The sequence below is a fragment of the uncultured Gemella sp. genome (assembly GCF_963519265.1).
Taxonomy (GTDB): Bacteria; Bacillota; Bacilli; order Staphylococcales; family Gemellaceae; genus Gemella.
Genome location: NZ_CAUQNQ010000026.1, coordinates 1 through 19,976, shown reverse-complemented (window position 1 = coordinate 19,976; position 19,976 = coordinate 1). Strand labels below are relative to the sequence as shown.

The window sequence follows — 19,976 nt, the reverse complement described above, 5'->3', positions numbered from 1 at the left end:
CAATATGTTACAGATACTTCTAAAGTATTAGAAGATGCACAAAATGAAAATAAAAATATCTTATTCGAAGGTGCTCAGGGTGTAATGTTAGACATCGATCATGGTACATACCCATATGTTACATCATCTAATCCATCTGCAGGTGGAATCACAGTAGGTAATGGATTCGTACCAACAAACGGTCTTAAAGTATTAGGAATTTCAAAAGCTTATACTTCACGTGTAGGTGATGGACCATTCCCAACTGAATTATTCGATGAAATCGGAGATACAATTCGTGAAGTTGGTCATGAGTACGGAACAGTTACTAAACGTCCACGTCGTATTGGATGGTTTGATACTGTAGTGATGCGTCATTCAGCTCGTGTATCAGGTATGACTAATCTGTCAGTAAACTGTCTAGATGTTCTTACAGGACTTAAAGAAATTAAAATCTGTACAGCATACGATTATAAAGGTGAAATCTTAACAGAATACCCAGCTAATGAAAACATCATTAAAGATTGTAAGCCAATCTATGAAACATTACCAGGATTTGATGAAGATATTACAGGCGTAACATCACTAGATGAGCTTCCTGATAACGCAAGAAAATATCTAGAAAAAATTGAAGAATTAGTAGGTGTTAAAATCTCTGTATTCTCTACTGGACCAGATAGAACACAAACTCACTTACTAGAAGATTTATGGAAATAATCTAATATGAAAATAGAGATGAACTTCGAGGTAATTGGAACTATACCTCGAGGTTTATTTTTGTAAAAATCAGATTGAAAAACAGAGAGTAAAAGGTGACGAATATGTCACATAGAGCAGTTATTTTTATAGATATAAAGAGAATATATTAGAATATGACGTATTTGTCACGTAATTAAAATAAGTATTAATTTAATGGTAAAATATATAAGAAAAGACTATTTTAATAATCTTTAATGTATTTATTTATAGAAGAAAATAGGTATAAATTATTCTTAATATTAAAGTTTAGGAGATAAGGAATGAATGAGAAGAATTTGCATGGAAGTATTTTTAAAAAACTAAGAGAGGAGAGAGGATATAAGTTAAAAGATGTCGCAGGCGATGTAATTTCTACGAGAACATTAATGCGCTTTGAAACTGATGATACTAGTATTTCAATTGCAGTTTTTGAGAAATTATTGGGAAATTGTGGTATAGAGTTTCTAGATTATTTAGTATATTACTATGACAATGCTAACATAGAAACTTCTGAATTTTCAAAAAAAATTAATGAATATCTACAATCTGGTTCTCCATCAAAGATAGTAAATGAATGTAAAAAGGAACTAAAGAAAAAAAATATTGAACTATCAAAAAGACTAGATATTTTATCGGCTATACAAGCAGTGGGTTGGAAAGAAGATAGAGAATTATTTGATAATAATAAGAGAATAATTAGGGAGATAATTGAGTCAACTAATAAATTAGGTTGGAATGAAATGTCCGGACTTAAATTTTTAATATATTCCGCTTCACGAGAAGAGTATTCAGTTGAATATATTGATAGAATTATTGAAGAGTGTTTACAAAATATTCCCGTTAGGAATTATCTGAATCAATACGTTGGTGGGGCATATTGTAATTTATTAATTTCATCATTAGCATTTTTATCAAGAAATGGTTATTATGAATTAGTTGAAAAAAGATGTAAGGAGGCAATTGAACTTTTTGATGGACAACCATTGTTAATAGAAAAAATGAATTATTATGCCGACGTAATGAGCATCTTAGCTATAGCATATTTACGCCAAAATAAAAAAGAAGGTATTGCTCTTGCTAATAAGGTTTTAAAATATAAAAACATTGTTGCGGAAATTACGGATGATGCTTATTATAAACGTTTAAGAGACATTGTTTATAAAACTTTTTGTGAAGCAAATAAAACAGGTATTGATATTGAATTTTAATAATTTATGAAATTGTTAAGGAAATGGGGTTGACCCAAAAGTCCTAAATTTAAAAAAAGTGTATATGCGAACTCGTAGGAGCAGTGGTTTATTGATTTCTAAATTCGCTTTGTAAAAGATATATATATATAATAAATCACTCCCAGTTTAATTAATATGTATTATATTTAAAGAGGAGATAAACAGTGCAAGAATTTAATATTCATAGTTATAATTTTCCATTTTTGAATTATATATTAAAGTTTTACGACATATATGTCACTTATTGTTCATCCTGAATATCAAAATTACTGAAAAGAAGAGAAAAATGACAATTTCTTCGCAAAATACGTAAACATAAAAATGTTATGATAAAATATAGGTATAAATAAACTAAGGAGGGATGTTTTAGTTTTCGAAGTATAGCATTATTAGCAGGATTTGAAACTTTGATGAATTATTTAATAAATTGAAATAAAAAGTTTTTAGTGTATTGGTGTATTGACTGTTTAAGTGATGTTGAATTAAACAGATGTTTTTAAAGACTATAGAGTATTTCAATAAAGTAATATATAAAAGAGAGAATCTTAAAAAGTAATAGTTATGCTCTATCAAGAAAAGGATATATTTTATAAACATATATTTTTGATGATTGAAAAATAGTAATTCACGTTTCGCATAATATATAGATATAAACAATTTTTAAAAATAATATGTTTTGTAAAATGGAAGTTTAGAAGTTTATAAAAAGTACTTATAAGAAGGTTAAAACAACACAACAAAAAAAGAAGTTTATGAATTAAGAGAGGGCTGATTCAAAAGTCCTAAAATTTTAAAAAGTGTATATGATAACTCATAGACGCAGTGATTTATTGATATCTAAATTCGCTTTATAAAAGCTTTTTAGATATCTAATAAACTTTACGGGGAGTGACTCGACAAGATCTTATTTCTTCGGAATCGGGATTTTTGAGTCACTCCCTTTTTATGAGGAACAATAAAAAACATATAATTATTCAAATGTCCTTTAAAATACTTTTTGGATTAGATTTTCAATGAAGTTATAAATGTTTGTATTTTTGATTAACGGAAAAATCGTAGGTTATCAAGTGTAATTTGTTAATGTTTGATATAATTTATAAAAGCAATGGTGAGATTAACGTTTTTACTCGTATGTTTCCCCTGAAAACCGAACGTTCAGTGTTTTAGTAAAAATAGTGTCACCTATGTCACTTCTTCCTAAATATAACTATTAAAATATCGAAAAGTGACAATTATATCACAATTCGTTATTTTATGTAAAATTGATGATATAATGATAATTGTCTATAAGAGTCCGTACTTATTATTCGCTACAAAACAATTGAAATATCATGTTAGCACTTTTGGTTGTTTTTTCGTTAACATGGATATTCTAGGGAAAATGTGGCTATAATCAATGTTTTATAGAGAAGAAGAAAAAGTTTATAAAAAGTAATTTTGTTGACTCGTATTTTAAATTTGTTTGAAAAAGTGTTTAAATAGATTTAAATTAACAAAATTGGAGAAAAAATGTATTATGTACCTAAATACAATTAAGTAAATAAATGATGAAAAAATATTGATTTTGAAGTTTATAAACTAAATTATTATTCGGCGAAATATATAGGCATATAAAAAAGAGTAACTGTGTTGTGTTGTGTTGTCAGTTACTCTTTTTTTATTTTTTTGAAAAAAGATCTATAATAGATTACGGTTGAAGCATCATGGGAGTGACTCAAAAATCGTGATTTTGTAGAAGCAAGATTTTGTCGAGTCACTTTCCGCAGTGGTTTATTAAATATCAATAAATCACTGCGTCTATGAGTTATCGTATACACTTTTTTAAATTTAGACCTTTTGGCTCAACCCCAAGTCGACATAATATCGTGAAAAAATAAAATGTATTTCAACATTAGTTGCATGATTTATGTTATAATTATAACAAGACTAATTTAGGAGGCGGATACTTAAATGGACGATAAGAATATACATGGAAAAATCTTTAAAAAAATTAGAGAAGAACGTAGAATCAAATTGAAAGATGCGGCTGGAAATGCTATATCAGCAAGAACTCTTATTAGATTTGAAGCTGATGAGACTAGTGTATCATTAGAGGTTTTTGAACAATTATTGAGAAATATCGGTATATGTTATCAAGATTATTTTTCTGAGTATTTACCTCTTATTGAAGTAGATCAATCAGGATTTTTAAAAGAGGCTAATGCGTTGGAAAATGCGGGGAATTATTCAGCTGTCAAAACTCTGGCTATTAAAATTTTGGAAGGCGATAATATTTCTATGACAACGCGCTTATATATTGAACAATATTTAGGACTCTTCCAAGAAAAAATGATTCCTAAAATTATAATGGAAAATAGAAAAATTGTTTTAGACTATCTTCAAAACTTAGAAAAACATACAAAAAATGAACTACTGACATTGGCTTTAATGTTGAGAGTTTTGGGAGAAGATCAGATTTCTATTGAATTTATTCGCAGAATTATTGATGAGAATTTAAAGCCTGTTGATGTCGGTGATATGTTTTCTGTTGATAAAGGGGAAAGGGCATTGCTTACTTTGCATAGTGCTATAGCGTTATTGTCTAGAAGGGGTTATGTAGAAGAAGCAGAGGGTAAATGTCTTAAAGCAATAGAATTGTTAAAGAGTAATTACTATAAGTTGACACACTTTAATTTTCATGCTAATGCCTTCTTCTTTATATTAGCTCAAATGCAATTGAAACTAAACAAACCAGAAGGGGTAGAATTAGCCAATAAGTGTATTCGCATTATTGATGCTCAAATTGAGTTGTATAATATGCAATCAGATATACATATTAGAGATAGCTTAGTTCGAAGTTTTTATGAACGTAATAAAACAGGAATTGATTTTGAGTTTTAGTAATCAATTTTCAATATAAAATATAGTTATAAAATAATAGAGTTCATAACATGAGGAGAAAATCTCTGATGTTTTGAACTTTTTTGTTTATAAGATTAGAAATATTTTTTTAAATTTATTTAAAATATATAAGCTATATTTTAAGTAAAAACGTTATCATATAATTATAGAATGATAATAGTTATTAATACTATTTACATAAAAATAAATAAAAGAGGTGTAAAGAATGTCGATTCTAAAAAAGGCATGGTTATATATAACCAGAAAAAGTTTTAAATCATTTGTTATATTCTTGATATTAGCTACTATGTCATCATTAATTTTAAGTACTATATCAATTAAAAAATCAACTGATGCTTTATCAAAAGAGACTTTTCAAAATATAACGAGTAGTTTTTCTATGGAGATAAATAGAAAAACCAATCAAGGGACTGCTAGGGGTGCAGGTAACTTAATAGGCGAGGATATTGAGAAGATAAAAAATCTTCCAGGAGTGAAGAAATATATCAAAAGAATGAACGTAAGTGCGGATCTAATTTACTTAGAACCTTTAAAACTTGCGAATCATCAACAAGAAGAGAAAAACAACAAGCAAAGACAACTTTTCTCTAAAACGGTTATCGTAACTGGAACTAATGATTCTTCATTAGATGATAGATTCTCTGCAGAAACGTTAAAATTAATAGAAGGACGTCATCTAACTGATAATGATAAAAATTCTGTTTTAATTCATGAAGGTTTCGCTAAGAAGAATAAAGTTAAAGTTGGAGATAAGATTAAATTAAAAGGTAATCCAAATGACGCAGATAATGAGAAAAAATCTGATAAAGAAGTTGAAGTTACTGTAGTTGGTATTTTTGGAGGTCAGAATAAAGGTGCTACGTCTAGTCATATGGAACTCTATGATAATATTTTTATAGCTGATACTCAAACAACAAAAACTTTATACAACTATGAAGATGGTAAAGAAATTTATCAAGATGCAACATTCCTAGTTGATGGGAAAGATAAAGTTGATAGTATTATAAATGATGCTAAAAAGCTTCCTATTAATTGGAAACAGTATATGTTAGTTAAAAGTAATCAAAACTTCCCAGCTCTTCAACAATCATTAGATACAATTTATAGTCTGACTAATGGTGTATTCATAAGTACAATACTCTTTAGCATAGTGATTCTGTCGCTAATATTATTCTTATGGATAAATAGTAGAAGAAAAGAAATCGGTGTAAGTTTAGCGATTGGTATGACTAAAGCGAGTATCATAGGACAATTTATTCTTGAAGTTCTATTAATTAGTATTCCAAGCTTTATCGCTTCATATTTCGTAGGAAGTGCAATTAGTCAAAATATCGGAAATCAGATACTGCAACAATCTGTTAAATCTGTAAGTAAAACTATTTCAAATCAAGCTAATGGAGTTAATCTGGGGGCTAATGCTGAGGTAGAGGGTGCAAATAAAATTATTACTGCTCTAGATGTAAGTGTCAGTATGGATAATATGCTGACAGTGGTATTTGTTGGTGTCGTAATAATTGTCATTGCTGTAGGAATTGCATCTAGCAGATTAGCATATAGAAAACCTAAAGATTTATTATCTGATATTAATTAATGTAAGGAGAAATCGATGAGTATTTTTAATAGGGCATGTCTTTATATTATTAGAAAAAAAGTTAGAAGTAGTATTTTGTTTTTAATAGTGACACTGATATCATTTTGCTTATTAAGTGGTAGTGTTTTGAATACTACGGTAAATAATATTTCTAAAAATTTATATAAAGATGTTAATTTTGGATTTACTATTGAAAGTATAGATAAAACCAATAAAGAAATAGAAAAGGATACTTTGAAAAAAATTGAAGAATTAAAAGGAATAACTACGAAAAATTATATTTTTTCAAAACCAGTTGTTGTTGAAGAAAAAAAGGTAGTTCAAGAAAATCAAAATATTACTTTAAACGATGAAATAAAAAATAATAGCAATTTAGTGATGTTGAATGGTATTACCGCTTCTAAAAGTAATATTGATTTTAAGAGTGAAGTTTTAAAATTGGAAAAGGGAAGACATATTGAAGAAAATGATAAGAATAAAATCATGATTCACGAAAAATTCGCTGAATTAAATAATGTTAATTTGGGTGATAAAATTAAATTATCACAAGAAGGTAAAATATTAGAGTTGGAAGTTGTTGGAATCTATTCTGGTGAAAAGACTAATACATTTAACGGCTTAAGTTCAGATTTTATTGAAAATACAGTTTATACTGATTATAAATCAAGTCAAGAATTATCAAATTTAATAGCTAATAATAAAGTAACTTCAGTAGAATACGGAGTTGAAGATCCTACTAAGTTAGACGATGTAATTAAAGCTGTTGAGAATTTAGGAATAAATAACTTAATGGTCTCTAAATCAAATAAAAATTATGAGCTAGTTACATCATCAGTAGAGAGTATAACGAAAATAACTAATATGATAAGAATAGGTAGTGTTGTAGTTGGAGTAGTTATACTATCATTAATATTAATGTTTTGGGTTCGTGAAAGAACTTACGAAATTGGGATTTTACTGTCGTTAGGAACTAGTAAAGTAAATCTAGTGTTACAATTTATAGTTGAGGTATTATTGGTAACAATAGTTGGTCTAATGATTGCACTCGGTATAGAGATAGCGACTATCAAGTATTTAGCGAGCAATGTGGGAAGTATATTTTCTGAGGAACTACCAAAATCAATAGCTGATGAATTAATGAAGATGTCTGTTAATGGAATAGATATTGTTAATTTAGTTATAGTAATGATAGCTATAGTGATTATTTCGGTAGTTGTGGCGTTATTACCAATCTTGAAGATGAAACCGAAGAAAATTTTAACGAATATTAATTAGTGAGGAATAAGAAATGTCGATTTTTAAATTGAAAAATATAAGTTACTTATATGATAATAGTAAGTCAAAAGTTTTAAGTGGAATTACTTATAATTTTGAAGTAGGGAAGTTTTATGCGATAGTAGGTAAGTCAGGAGCTGGGAAATCAACTTTACTATCGTTATTAGCGGGATTAGATAGCCCTTCAAGTGGAGAGATATTATTCAATAATACAAATATTGAAAAAATAGGATATAGTGAACATAGACGTAAAGATATTTCTTTAGTGTTTCAAAATTATAATTTAATTGATTATCTGACTCCACTAGAAAATTTAAAACTTGTTTCAAAAAATGCAAGTAAGGATATTCTATTAAAACTTGGATTGGAAGAAGAGCAAATCAATCGTAATGTTATGAAACTTTCTGGAGGGCAGCAACAACGTGTAGCTATTGCAAGAGCATTAGTATCTGAAGCACCTATAATTCTAGCTGACGAACCTACAGGAAACTTAGACGAAAGTACTGCCGAAGAGATAATCGAAATCTTGAAAAAGGTAGCTGTAGAAAACAATAAATGTGTTATAGTTGTTACTCATAGTAATCAATTAGCGAGTGCTGCTGATGTAGTATTAGAGCTGAAAGATAAAAAGTTAAAAGTTAAATAAGTAAAAAGCGAGATTAGCTTTAGAAATTGATTATTTTAAATCAAAATTCTCAAGTTGCTCTCGCTTATTTTATTAATTATAAGTGATTTTTTAAACAAAATAGTTTATCAAGTTCGTTTAGTGCTTCTTCAAAATTGTAAACTAGTGTACCATGTTTTAAAATTCCCCCAAGAACGTAATGATTCATTGCATAGCTAGGAATATCATATTTGTTTGCTGATTTTAATCGAATATCTGAATTTATAGCGATAATCTTTTTCTTAAGTGCAATTGCAATTCCTAACTCAACCATTACACCACTATCTTCATTTGTGACATCAGCTAAGAAGATGTCACAATTTTCTACAGCGTGAGTATCCCCGTTAAAAATATCTTCTGGTGTTGGTAATGTTTGTTTATCTTCGTTAAAAGGTTGTTCTATTGGATTAAAGACAGATAATCTTTCTCCAAATTTTTCTTTTAATAATTTTCCTTCTTTTAAACGTTGAGCTATTTCAGCCTCGTTAAATAACGCTCCAGCTAAATAAAGTTTCATAGAATAGTCCTCCTTAGTTGTTATTTAAATTATAATATATATCAACTCAATTTTACAACTAAAGTAAAAAGAAATTGATAGTGATTATTTATTTTATTAGTTATTTTAAAGATAATCAATTATAATATATATGAAATGTTTTAAAATGAAAATCAATTAAGATATATATATTTTACAGTTTTAAAGGTGAATCATTGACAGGTGTATAGATATATTATATAATGGAGTTAATAAAGAAATGGACGTGGTTCGTCCTACCTAAAAGCTCTTGTCTGTACAGGGGCTTTTTTGCATGTTAAAGTGAGTGGGGAATAAGATTATGAAAAAATTTAATAATATAGATAGTCAAATAGAATTATTGAAATCTAGAAATTTAAGAATACTGAATGAAGAAAAAGCTAAAGAAAATCTAAAGCTATATGGTTATTATGAAATAGTGAATTGGAGTCAGAAGTATTTTAAAAAATTATTTATCAAAATATCCAGAAGATAAGAATATGCTTCTTACAGAAATAGGAGTGCCTCCTACAATAATTGAATTTGATTTAGAAGAAATTTTTGATGTAACTTTGTGTTAGTTGAAAATCAGTTGAGATTGTTTTTTACATTTATAATCAATGCAGTATGTATCAACTTTCTAATTTTACTAGTTATTTTAAACTATTTCTATTATAATAATTATTGTAGTGAAGAATATATATGAGAGGAATTTATTGATGAAAAGTGTAGTACTTTGTGAAAAGCCTTCGGTTGCTCGTGATATTGCGAGGAATCTTGGTGCGAAAAATAATAAAAATGGTTGTCTTGAAGGGGATAAGTATGTAGTTACTTGGGCGCTAGGGCATTTAATTACCCTTCAAACACCTGATAAATATAAGGAATTTAATAATGTAAATTTAGAGAATTTACCGATGATTCCAAAGTTTATGAAAACAGAAGTAATTAAGAAAACTTTTAAACAGTATAAAGTAGTTGAAAATGCTTTGAACAGGAAAGATGTTAATGAAGTTATCATTGCGACTGATGCAGGTCGTGAAGGGGAGCTTGTTGCTCGTTATATTATCGATAAGGCGAAATGCAATAAAAATGTAAAAAGACTATGGATCTCTTCTGTAACAGATAAGGCGATTAAAGATGGATTTAGAAATTTAAAAGATGGTAAAGAGTATCTTGGATTATATCATTCTGGTATAGCACGTGCTAATGCGGACTGGTTAGTTGGTATTAATGCATCAAGAGCATTAACATTGAAATATAATGCATCACTTAACTGTGGTCGTGTTCAAACTCCAACATTGCAGATGGTTTTTGAGAGAGAAGAAAAAATTAAACAGTTTAAACCAAAAGATTATTATACTTTTGAGGCGCAAATCGATGGTGTGAAATTCGGTTGTGGTAATAGCGAGTTTAATCTGGAAAAAGCGGAACAATTTATTAAAAAGAACATCAACAAAGAAATTAAATTCAATGAGGTTCAGAAGAAAGCTAAAACTTCATCAGCAAAACCTTTATACAATTTAACGGATATTCAACAAACTGCTAGTGCGTTATTCGGCATGTCACCGAAACAAACGTTAAATATTGTTCAAAGTTTGTATGAGAGACATAAGGTATTAACATATCCAAGAACGGATAGTAGATATTTAACTAGTGATATGAAAAATACTCTAAAAGATCGTATTCAAGCTATCGGTGGAGATTTTAGAGAAACTACTGCAAAATTACTTAAAGTAAAAGATTATAATACTAAGAAAATTATTAACAATGCAAAAGTTAGCGATCACCACGCTATTATTCCAACAGAGCAAAGACCTAATTATATGTCGATGTCAGATATGGAGACTAAAATATATAATTTGGTAGCGAAGAGATTTTTAGAGAATTTATTACCAGAGTATAAATATGAAGAGACTACGTATTCGTTTAATATTGAAAATAAAGTATTTTCTGCCAAAGGATTAAAAGTGATTCAAGAAGGCTATAAGGAATTAAGTCGAGAAGAATTACAGGACAAAACTATTAACCTTCAAAATGGTAGTCATAAACTGGAATCATTAGTTTATAATAAAAAACAAACAACCCCACCTAGTTATTATACTGAAGGTACGCTAATTTATGCTATGGAGAATCCATTTGAATTTGTTGAGGATGAGAATGAAAGAAAGATTCTAAAGGAGACTAATGGTATTGGTACTGTAGCAACACGTGCAGATATATTAGAGAAATTATTTACGAATGATTATTTAGTTCTAGATAATGGTCGAATCAAAACTACAAACAAAGCGAAGCAGTTATTGAATCTAGTACCTAAAAATCTTAAGAGCCCGTCTTTAACAGCGGTTTGGGAGAAACAATTAGATAATATCGCTAAAAACAAACTTTCAAAAGATAAGTTTTTAAATGATGTTAAAGATTATACTAAATCATGTATTGCGGAAATTAAAGATAGTGAAGATAGATTTAAACACGATAACATTAGTGGTAAGAAATGTGAAGAATGTGATAGTTTTATGCTTGAAGTAGATAAAAAAGGTACTAAAATGCTAAAATGTTCTAATCCAAGCTGTCGTAATCGTAAGGTTATTAGTAGATTAACAAATCTGCGTTGTGATAATTGCCATAAGAAGATGACATTATTCGGTAATGGTGAAAATGCTACTTATCGTTGCCAATGTGGTAATTCATTAAAACAAAAAGAAGTAGATAAACGAATTAAATCTAGTAAAAAAGACAAAGCAAGTCGTGTAGACATGAAAAAATATATGAAACAGGAAAAATTAGAAAACAATGCTTTGGCAGGTTTAGCAGGATTGAAATTGAAATAAGGTGCTGACCCAAAAGACCTAAACTTAAACAAAGTGTATATGAGAACTCATAGACGCAGTGGTTTATTGATATCTAAATTCGCTTTATAAAAGCTTTTTAGATATCTAATAAACTTTGCGGGGGTGACTCTACAAAATCGATTTCTACGAAATCACGATTTTTGAGTCACTCCCAATGTAAAATTATTTGTAGTGTAATATATTTTTTAATTAATTTTATTGATAATTATAGCTGATAAATTAACTTTTTTCACTTTAATTCTAGTGTTTGAATCGAGACTATGCTATAATAAATAATGAAAAAATTTGTCTGAGAGGTAAATGATGAAATATGTATCGGTGGCTGTAGATGGGCCAGCAGGATCAGGAAAAAGTACAATAACAAAAATGGTAGCAAAATCATTAGGATTCAATTATGTTGATACTGGTGCAATGTATAGAGCTTTAACGTATAATTTCTTAGCTAATGGGTTAGATGAATTAGAAGAAGAAAAAATTAAAGGATTATTAAGTGAAACTGAATTCAAAGTTGAGTATGTTGATGGAGTTCAATATGTTTATGTTAATGATGAGGAAGTAAGTGATAAAATTCGTACAGCAGAAGTGTCGAAATTTACTTCGTTATTCGCTAAATCGCCTGCAGTGAGAGATTTCTTAATTGATACTCAAAGAAATCTAGCCAATACTAATAATATTATTATGGACGGTAGAGATATTGCTTCTGTAGTGCTTCCTAATGCTGATGTTAAAATTTTCTTAACTGCATCAGTTGAAGAAAGAGCTAGACGAAGAATGTTGGATTTTGAACGCCAAGGTATTGCAAATGTAGACTTCGAAAAAGTAAAAGAAGATATTAAAGCGCGCGATTGGCAGGATGAAAATAGAGATATTGCGCCACTTGTTAAGGTGGATTCTGCAATATTATTAGATACGACAAGTATGACTATTGATGAGGTTGTTGAGAAAATGACTGAATTGGTAAAAAGTGTAGAAAGTAGAAATTAGCAGGAGAGTACTATGTATAATTTTATTAGAATTTTATTAGCGTTCTATTATAAGATTTTTTATAAAGTCACTATTATCAATAAAGAAAAAATAGAAAATGCTAAAGGTGTTGTAATTTCAGGAAATCATTTAAGTAATCATGATCCGTTATTATTCCCAGCGTTCTTTGATAAGAAAATTCGTTTTATTGCGAAAGAAGAATTGTTTAAAATAATTTTTGTAAAACAGGCTTTGGAAGCTACAGGAGCAATTCCAATTAAGCGAGGAACGTTTGATAGAGCTGCAATTAATAATAGCATAAAATTGCTTAGGGAAGGTGAAGTTGTTGGGATTTTTCCTGAAGGAACGCGTTCACATTCGAAAGAATTAGATTTAGGAGAGTCTCACAATGGAGCATCATTCATAGCAACAAGAGCAAAAACTAAAATTATCCCATTTGCAATTATCCCTGATAAAAATTTTAGAATTTTTTCTAGTATTAAGATTGTAATTGGTGATGAAATTGATGCTGCCTCGTTAAAAGAAGAAGGTAAGAGTCACGATGAGATTACTGCAATTTTAATGGAGAAAATTTCAGAGTTGATTGCAAAGGAGAAATAAAGTGTACGAAAAAACAATAAAATTTAAATTAGAAAAAAAATTCTTCAATCAAGCAGGTTTTTTAGATAATAAATATGTTTATGATTGGATGAATTTGGCTAAAAAATATTATTTAAATAGCTTAGGAATAGATATTGATTCATTGATGGATTATAATTTATATTATGCTGATATTGATGTTAGGTATTCAATTAGATCGAATATTAGATATAATAGTCAAGATATATTTATTAAGACGTGGATAGAAAAGCATAGTGGTATTAAAACTATATTTTCTTATGAATTTTATGTAGATGGTGAGGTAGTAATTCTTGCTACAAGTTCACATAATATTCTTGGTACTGATAGTGATCGTGCTATTAGAATAGACCGTAATTTACCGAAGTGGGACCAGATTCTTAAAGATGTTGTAGGTAATGAATACACAGAATAGGGCTGCTTGAAAGCAATGAACAACTAGTAACTATGAAAAATGATAGTTATTAGTTGTTCCTTTTTTGATTATTGATTAACAAAGTAGCGCTATAAGGTATTAATTTAAAAATTATGATTGATTGAATTAGTGGTAAATTTCTAACATAGTTTTTACGTTCGAAATAGCTTTTTATTAAGGATTTTATTCAAAATTTTAAAAAAATTTATATGAGAATTCATAAATGTAGTGATTTATTGATATCTAAATTTGCTTTATAAAAGCTTTTTAGATGTCTAATAAACTTTGAATGAGTGACTTGAAATAATCGATTTCTTCAAAATTATGATTTTTGAGTCGCTTCTTTAATTTGGGAATTAACAAATGAATTAGTTTTATTAACAATAGCCACTTTAATTGATAAAATATCTATTTTGTTATATACTTTAAGGTGGTTTAAAATGTAATAATTTTAAAATTAGATATATTGAAAAATAAAAAAAGAAAGGTAGATAGTATGATATATTTAGATAATTGTGCTACAACTAAACCGTATAAAGAAGTACTTGATACATTTGTTGAAGTTAACAATTCTTATTTTGGTAACGCTGCTAGTATCAATAAATTTGGAAAAACAACTAATAAACTTCTTTCAGCTGCCAGAGGACAAGTAGCATCTATCTTACAAGTGGCGGAAGACAGTATATTTTTTACTTCTTGTGCTACTGAAAGTAATAACATAGCTTTACTAGGAAGTGTTGAGCATAAGAAAGATTTTGGTAATAGGATTATTGTTTCAAAAATTGAACATCCGTCAGTTTTAGAATCTTTTAGAGAATTAGAGAGAAGAGGATTTATATTAGACTATTTGAATGTTGATAAAGATGGAGTAGTCGATTTAAATCATCTAAAAACTTTACTAACAAAAGAGACGATTTTATTAAGTGTAATGCAGGTTAATAATGTTTTTGGAGTAATTCAACCAATAGAAGAAATTTCAGAAATATTAAAAGATTATCCGAAGGTTCACTTCCATGTTGATGGAGTACAAGGAGTATTAAAAGATAAACTTGATTTATCAAAAGTTGATAGCTATGCTATTTCAGCACATAAATTTCATGGTATAAAAGGTATTGGTGTACTGTATTTAAAATCTAGAAGAACAGTTCACAATATAACTTTTGGTGGAGGTCAAGAGGACGGTTTACGTAGTGGTACGGTAAATGTTGCAGCTGCGGCAAGTCTTGCGAAAGCTCTGAGATTATCACAAGAAAAAGTAGAAGCTGTAAAAATAAAACATAGAGAATTTAAGGCTATGATTGTTAATGAATTTTCAAAATACAAGCACATGGTGATTAATTCACCTTTAAATGAAAAGTATATTGATTCAATTATAAATATAAGCTTACCTAAAATAAAAGGAGAAGCAATAGTTAATGCCCTTAATGAAAGGGGGATAATGGTTTCAACGACAAGTGCTTGCTCATCAAAAACTTTCCATCTAAATGAAGCTCTTTTTGCAAGAGGTTTATCAAGAGAGAATATAGAGGGAAGCATTCGTGTAAGTTTTTCGAATGAGACTACTAAACAAGAAGTTGAAACATTTATTGAAGTATTCATTGATGAATATAATAAAAAATTTAAAGAGGTAATTGAAAGTGGAATTTAGTCATATTATAGTAAGATATGGAGAACTTACATTAAAATCTGGTAACAGAAATGAGTTTTTAAAAAAATTAACAAAAAACATACGTTACAATCTTCAAGGATTAACAGGTTTTCATGTCCAAACAAAAAGAGATAGAATGTATATTCATCTAGATCATAATGAAGATGTTCAAGAAATCATGGAGAGATTAAAAAAAGTCCCAGGTATTCATAATTTCTCTCCAGTATTAAGAGCTGGATTAGATGTTGAAGAAGCTAAAAAGGTTATTGATAGACTTTTAGAAACTAAATTAGATAAAGAATATAAATTCAAAATCCAAACTAAAAGACCTAATAAGAACTTCCCACACAATACAAATGAATTAAATAACGTATTTGGAAGTCATGTTCTGATTAATTATAAAAATTTAAAAGTAAATGTTAAACAACCGGATTTTATAATTAATGTTGAAGTACGAAGTGAAGGAATTTTTATCTTTACCGACTTTATTAAAGGGGTAGGAGGATTCCCGGTAAATACTTCTTCTAAAGCATTGTTATTATTATCAGGAGGTATCGATTCACCAGTAGCGGCTCATACACTGCAAGTAAAAGGTGTAGAAGTTGAAATGATTCACTTCCAATCACCACCATTTACTTCAGCTGAAGCTTTACAAAAGATTTTTAATTTAACAATTAAATTAAGTCAAGTTGTAGGTAAAATTAAACTTCATGTTGTAAACTTTACAAAGTTACAAACAGAAATTGTAAAACGTGTCCCTTCAAACTACACAATGACTTCAACTAGAAGATTTATGCTACGTATCGCTGAAGAAGTTGCGAAAAAAGAAGGCTGTTTAGCTATTGCTACAGGTGAATCTCTTGGTCAAGTAGCATCGCAAACGCTTGAGTCAATGAATTGTATTAATGAGGTAACTAATTTACCGGTATTACGTCCATTGTTAACTATGGATAAGGTTGACATAATTAAAATAGCACAAGAAATAGATACTTTAGAAATTTCTAATTTACCGTTTGAAGATTGTTGTACAATCTTCACACCGAAAGCACCGAAAACCAAGCCAAGATTAGAAAAAATAACAGCTTATGAAGCTCGTGATGACTATTCTGATCTAATTGCTGAGACACTAGCTAGTGTGGAAACATATCTATTTGATAAGAATGGTAGAGTAGTTACTCAAGATATGAGAGAACAAGAAGTTAAAAAAGAAGAAAAAGATGATTTTTCTGGATTACTATAAAGATAGAAAGAGAGACAATTAATGGAAAAAAAAGTAATAGTAATAGGTGCTGGTTTAGCAGGGAGTGAAGCTGCTTGGCAACTAGCAAAACGTGGAGTTAAAGTAGATCTTTACGAAATGAGACCTAAAAAAATGACACCTGCGCACAAGACTCAAAATTTTGGAGAATTAGTATGTTCTAACTCTTTAAGAGCTAATAACGTAACAAATGCGGTTGGTCTTTTAAAAGAAGAAATGAGAATGTTAGATTCTATTATAATTAAATGTGCAGATGCGACTCAAGTACCAGCAGGCGGAGCGTTAGCTGTAGACAGAGATAAATTTTCAGAAATGATTACAGAAACTATCAAGAATCATCCAAATATTAATGTAATTGGTGAGGAGTTACCAACAATACCTAAAGGAGATGTACCGGTAATTGTTGCGACAGGTCCTCTTACATCTGATGCATTAAGTCAAGATATTAGAAATTATACAAAACAAGATGGATTGTATTTCTATGATGCAGCAGCGCCTATTATTGAAAAAGATTCAATTGATATGGATAAGGTTTACCTGAAATCAAGATATGATAAAGGTGAAGCAGCATATCTAAACTGCCCGATGACAAAAGAAGAATTCTTTAATTTTTATAATGAATTGATAAATGCGGAAGCAGCTCCATTAAAAGAATTTGAAAAAGAAATTTATTTTGAAGGTTGTATGCCTTTTGAAGAAATGGCTAAACGTGGAGAAAAAACTTTATTATTTGGACCTATGAAACCAGTTGGATTAGAAGACCCAAAAACTGATAAGCGACCATACGCAGTAGTGCAATTGCGTCAAGATAATAGTGAAGGAACTTTATATAACATCGTAGGATTCCAAACGCACCTAAAATGGGGAGAACAAAAGAGAATTATCAACATGATTCCAGGATTGGAAAATGCTAATATTGTCCGCTATGGAGTTATGCATAGAAATACATACTTAAATTCTCCACAATTATTAGAAAAAACTTATAGATTAAAAGAAGAAAAAAATATCTATTTTGCTGGTCAAATGACAGGGGTAGAAGGATATGTAGAGAGTGCAGCTTCAGGGATTGTAGCAGCATTAAATGCTTTGTACAATACTGAAGATAAAGAAATAGTATTCCCAACAGAAACTATGATAGGTGCAATGGCAAATTATATCGTAGATAATACAAGTAAAAATTTCCAACCTATGAATGCGAATTTTGGAATTATTAAACCACTTCCAGAAAGAATTAAAGATAAAAAGGAAAAATACGAAAGATATGCTAAAAGATCACTTGAAATGTTAGAAAATTTCAAAATTGATTAAATTAATTTTTAAAAAGTCTTACAATTTATTAAAATTAATGGTATAATAAGCAAGGAAGTATTTTGTAAGGAGAAAATTAATGGCAAGTTTATTACAAAAAACAAGAAAAATTAGTACAATTTTACAAGAAGGACGCCATGAAAATGTAGACTTTGAAGCTATGGCTATGCGTCTTAGTCCAATTCTAGATTCAGTCGTATATATTCTTGATACTGAAGGTAATATACTTGGATATGATTCGATTATTGATTATTCTAATGAACGAATGGAAAAAATTATTCAAGATAGAAAAGTTCCTAAAGCTTACTTAGATGCAACATTAAAAGTATATGCTACAAAAGTAAATATTCCATTCCAAGATCCATTATCTATCTTCCCTGAGGAAGAACAAGAACGTTTCGAAAGTAATAGCTATACGGTTATCTTACCTATTCGTGGAGGAGGAGATCGTTTAGGAACACTGGTTATCGGTAGAATGGATAGTGACTTTAAAGATGATGATTTAGTACTAGCTGAATATGCATCAACAGTAGTAGGAATTGAAATTTTACATGAGAAACAAGATAAAGAGAAAAACTTAGCACGTGACAAGGATATGGTCAACATGGCACTGAATTCATTATCATTCTCTGAGAAAGAAGCTATTGAACACATTTTTAGAGAGTTAGATGGTACTGAAGGTTTACTTATTGCAAGTAAAATTGCTGATAGGGTAGGAATTACTAGATCTGTAATCGTAAATGCATTAAGAAAATTAGAAAGTGCGGGAATTATTGAATCTAAGTCGTTAGGAATGAAAGGAACTTATATCAAAGTTCTAAAAGAGTATTTCTTAGAATTAATGTTTTCTAATGAATTTTAAAAAGTAAAATTGTAAAAAAAGGGGCTGACCCAAAAGTCCTGAAATTTAACAAAGTTCATATATGAACTCATAGACGCAGTGGTTTATTGATATCTAAATTTGCTTTATAAAGGCTTTTTAGATATCTAATAAACTTTGCGAGAGTGACTCTACAAAATCTTGTTTCTTAAGAAATCACGATTTTGTAGAGTCACTCTCTTTTTGCTATTTATGGTATTTTTAATGATTCTTATGAAAGTTTGCTTAAGAATTTTTCGTTATTAATGATAACTCTGGTATGAGTAGCATCTCCAATTTTTTTATCTCCCTCGAAAGCCTCTAAAGAAAAAATTATTATTTTTTCTTTGATAATTTCTGTTATCTGACCTTGAACGGTGATTTCTTTACCGATAAGAGTAGGCGCTAGGTGATTTATATTGATATTACTACCAACGCTTCCTAAATCATCTGTTAGAAAGGTATTTAAGTAATTTTTAGCGGCGTTTTCCATAAATGCAACAAGACTTGGTGTTGCAAGTACATCTAAATCACCACTACCCATATTTTTAGCAGTATTGTTTTCTGCTACTGTATAATTTTGTTTGAACTCTGTATTAATTTCAATATTCATAATATTATCCCTCTGTTTATTCATAAAATGTTACTTCATAATCGATAAATTTATTATCTTTATAGTTGAATTTAGCTGAGAAGAATGGTTTATCTTTGACTAACCAATCAAGAAAGATGTAATCCCCTTCCCATGTTTTTATATTTTGTATTTCTGATTTTTTCACCCATATTAGATCGCCTTCGTTGCAATCTTCAGTCAAATTTCCTTTGTAATTTGTCGCAGTATATACGTAAGTGTACCAGTCTTTTTCACCATCGAAATTAGGGAACGTTATAATGCCTCTAAGTTTTGGATTTATTATGTCAAGATTTGTTTCTTCTTTAACTTCTCTAACGACACAATCTTCTGGACTTTCACCTGGTTCGAATTTTCCGCCAACGCTAATTGTTAAACCTTCATGTATATCATTTTCTTTTTTATTTCTTTTTAACATTAAAAAATTTTCGCCATCATCAACGTAGCACATAGTTGCAAGAACATTGTTCATATAATTATCTCCTATATTTAAAGAAAAAGTAGGAAGGAGGAAA

18 protein-coding genes are annotated in these 19,976 nt (G+C 29.1%); 15 read left to right on the top strand and 3 right to left on the bottom strand.

Annotation, left to right across the window (positions count from 1 at the left end; all coding sequences use genetic code 11):
* From RWN11_RS04335 to RWN11_RS04310, 6 genes are all read left to right on the top strand, one after another.
* The coding region (locus RWN11_RS04335; protein WP_314160563.1) for an adenylosuccinate synthetase at nt 1–696 on the top strand (696 nt) is incomplete at its 5' end.
* 302 nt (nt 697–998) lie between these two features.
* Nucleotides 999–1,925 (top strand): helix-turn-helix transcriptional regulator, encoded by a 927-nt coding sequence (locus RWN11_RS04330; RefSeq protein ID WP_314160562.1) that lies wholly within the window; start codon nt 999–1,001, stop codon nt 1,923–1,925.
* 1,971 nt (nt 1,926–3,896) lie between these two features.
* Nucleotides 3,897–4,826 (top strand): XRE family transcriptional regulator, encoded by a 930-nt coding sequence (locus RWN11_RS04325; RefSeq protein ID WP_314160561.1) that lies wholly within the window; start codon nt 3,897–3,899, stop codon nt 4,824–4,826.
* 226 nt (nt 4,827–5,052) lie between these two features.
* Nucleotides 5,053–6,438, top strand: a complete 1,386-nt coding sequence (locus RWN11_RS04320; RefSeq protein WP_314160560.1) for an ABC transporter permease — start codon at nt 5,053–5,055, stop codon at nt 6,436–6,438.
* A gap of 126 nt (nt 6,439–6,564) precedes the next feature.
* Complete coding sequence (locus RWN11_RS04315) at nt 6,565–7,713, top strand: FtsX-like permease family protein (protein ID WP_314160559.1); 1,149 nt, start codon at nt 6,565–6,567, stop codon at nt 7,711–7,713.
* Between the two features lie 13 nt (nt 7,714–7,726).
* Nucleotides 7,727–8,359 carry an ABC transporter ATP-binding protein gene (locus RWN11_RS04310; RefSeq protein ID WP_314160558.1) on the top strand — a complete coding sequence of 211 codons (633 nt, stop codon included), beginning with the start codon at nt 7,727–7,729 and terminating at the stop codon, nt 8,357–8,359.
* Nucleotides 8,360–8,435: 76 nt separating this feature from the next.
* Here the strand turns inward: RWN11_RS04310 and RWN11_RS04305 are convergent, their stop codons facing one another.
* Nucleotides 8,436–8,894, bottom strand: a complete 459-nt coding sequence (locus RWN11_RS04305; RefSeq protein WP_314160557.1) for a nucleoside 2-deoxyribosyltransferase — start codon at nt 8,892–8,894, stop codon at nt 8,436–8,438.
* 319 nt (nt 8,895–9,213) lie between these two features.
* Between RWN11_RS04305 and RWN11_RS04300 the strand changes: the two genes are divergently transcribed.
* The 9 genes from RWN11_RS04300 (at nt 9,214) to codY (ending at nt 18,833) form a co-directional block, all read left to right on the top strand.
* Nucleotides 9,214–9,387 (top strand): hypothetical protein, encoded by a 174-nt coding sequence (locus tag RWN11_RS04300; RefSeq protein ID WP_314160556.1) that lies wholly within the window; start codon nt 9,214–9,216, stop codon nt 9,385–9,387.
* Between the two features lie 223 nt (nt 9,388–9,610).
* Nucleotides 9,611–11,719, top strand: a complete 2,109-nt coding sequence (locus RWN11_RS04295) for a DNA topoisomerase III (protein ID WP_314160555.1) — start codon at nt 9,611–9,613, stop codon at nt 11,717–11,719.
* 324 nt (nt 11,720–12,043) lie between these two features.
* Nucleotides 12,044–12,724 carry a (d)CMP kinase gene (gene cmk, locus RWN11_RS04290; RefSeq protein WP_314160554.1) on the top strand — a complete coding sequence of 227 codons (681 nt, stop codon included), beginning with the start codon at nt 12,044–12,046 and terminating at the stop codon, nt 12,722–12,724.
* 12 nt (nt 12,725–12,736) lie between these two features.
* Complete coding sequence (locus RWN11_RS04285; RefSeq protein WP_314160553.1) at nt 12,737–13,324, top strand: lysophospholipid acyltransferase family protein; 588 nt, start codon at nt 12,737–12,739, stop codon at nt 13,322–13,324.
* Between the two features lies 1 nt (nt 13,325).
* A complete protein-coding gene (locus tag RWN11_RS04280; RefSeq protein WP_314160552.1) occupies nt 13,326–13,757 on the top strand; it encodes a hypothetical protein in 432 nt (143 codons plus the stop codon).
* Between the two features lie 496 nt (nt 13,758–14,253).
* Nucleotides 14,254–15,405: a cysteine desulfurase family protein gene (locus RWN11_RS04275; protein ID WP_314160551.1), complete on the top strand. Its 1,152-nt coding sequence runs from the start codon at nt 14,254–14,256 to the stop codon at nt 15,403–15,405.
* A complete protein-coding gene (gene thiI / locus RWN11_RS04270; RefSeq protein WP_314160550.1) occupies nt 15,395–16,645 on the top strand; it encodes a tRNA uracil 4-sulfurtransferase ThiI in 1,251 nt (416 codons plus the stop codon). Before RWN11_RS04275 ends, thiI begins: the two co-directional genes overlap by 11 nt.
* Nucleotides 16,646–16,666: 21 nt before the next feature.
* Nucleotides 16,667–17,971, top strand: coding sequence for an FADH(2)-oxidizing methylenetetrahydrofolate--tRNA-(uracil(54)-C(5))-methyltransferase TrmFO (gene trmFO / locus RWN11_RS04265; RefSeq protein ID WP_314160549.1), 1,305 nt, complete (start codon nt 16,667–16,669; stop codon nt 17,969–17,971).
* A 79-nt stretch (nt 17,972–18,050) separates the two neighbouring features.
* On the top strand, nt 18,051–18,833 hold the full coding sequence (codY, locus tag RWN11_RS04260) for a GTP-sensing pleiotropic transcriptional regulator CodY (RefSeq protein WP_314160548.1): 783 nt from the start codon (nt 18,051–18,053) through the stop codon (nt 18,831–18,833).
* Between the two features lie 229 nt (nt 18,834–19,062).
* Here codY and RWN11_RS04255 read toward each other — a convergent pair whose 3' ends face one another.
* Together RWN11_RS04255 and RWN11_RS04250 are read right to left on the bottom strand one after the other, a co-directional pair.
* Nucleotides 19,063–19,443, bottom strand: a complete 381-nt coding sequence (locus RWN11_RS04255) for a thioesterase family protein (RefSeq protein WP_314160547.1) — start codon at nt 19,441–19,443, stop codon at nt 19,063–19,065.
* A 16-nt stretch (nt 19,444–19,459) separates the two neighbouring features.
* Nucleotides 19,460–19,933, bottom strand: coding sequence for an 8-oxo-dGTP diphosphatase (locus tag RWN11_RS04250; protein ID WP_314160546.1), 474 nt, complete (start codon nt 19,931–19,933; stop codon nt 19,460–19,462).
* Nucleotides 19,934–19,976 lie beyond the last annotated feature (43 nt).

Coding starts and splice junctions, on each gene's coding strand:
- codY (WP_314160548.1), top strand. CDS start 18,051: ATGGCAAGTTTATTACAAAAAACAAGAAAAATTAGTACAATTTTACAA.
- RWN11_RS04305 (WP_314160557.1), bottom strand. CDS start 8,894: ATGAAACTTTATTTAGCTGGAGCGTTATTTAACGAGGCTGAAATAGCT.
- RWN11_RS04250 (WP_314160546.1), bottom strand. CDS start 19,933: ATGAACAATGTTCTTGCAACTATGTGCTACGTTGATGATGGCGAAAAT.
- RWN11_RS04295 (WP_314160555.1), top strand. CDS start 9,611: ATGAAAAGTGTAGTACTTTGTGAAAAGCCTTCGGTTGCTCGTGATATT.
- RWN11_RS04255 (WP_314160547.1), bottom strand. CDS start 19,443: ATGAATATTGAAATTAATACAGAGTTCAAACAAAATTATACAGTAGCA.
- RWN11_RS04275 (WP_314160551.1), top strand. CDS start 14,254: ATGATATATTTAGATAATTGTGCTACAACTAAACCGTATAAAGAAGTA.
- RWN11_RS04325 (WP_314160561.1), top strand. CDS start 3,897: ATGGACGATAAGAATATACATGGAAAAATCTTTAAAAAAATTAGAGAA.
- RWN11_RS04300 (WP_314160556.1), top strand. CDS start 9,214: ATGAAAAAATTTAATAATATAGATAGTCAAATAGAATTATTGAAATCT.
- RWN11_RS04320 (WP_314160560.1), top strand. CDS start 5,053: ATGTCGATTCTAAAAAAGGCATGGTTATATATAACCAGAAAAAGTTTT.
- RWN11_RS04285 (WP_314160553.1), top strand. CDS start 12,737: ATGTATAATTTTATTAGAATTTTATTAGCGTTCTATTATAAGATTTTT.
- cmk (WP_314160554.1), top strand. CDS start 12,044: ATGAAATATGTATCGGTGGCTGTAGATGGGCCAGCAGGATCAGGAAAA.
- trmFO (WP_314160549.1), top strand. CDS start 16,667: ATGGAAAAAAAAGTAATAGTAATAGGTGCTGGTTTAGCAGGGAGTGAA.
- RWN11_RS04310 (WP_314160558.1), top strand. CDS start 7,727: ATGTCGATTTTTAAATTGAAAAATATAAGTTACTTATATGATAATAGT.
- RWN11_RS04330 (WP_314160562.1), top strand. CDS start 999: ATGAATGAGAAGAATTTGCATGGAAGTATTTTTAAAAAACTAAGAGAG.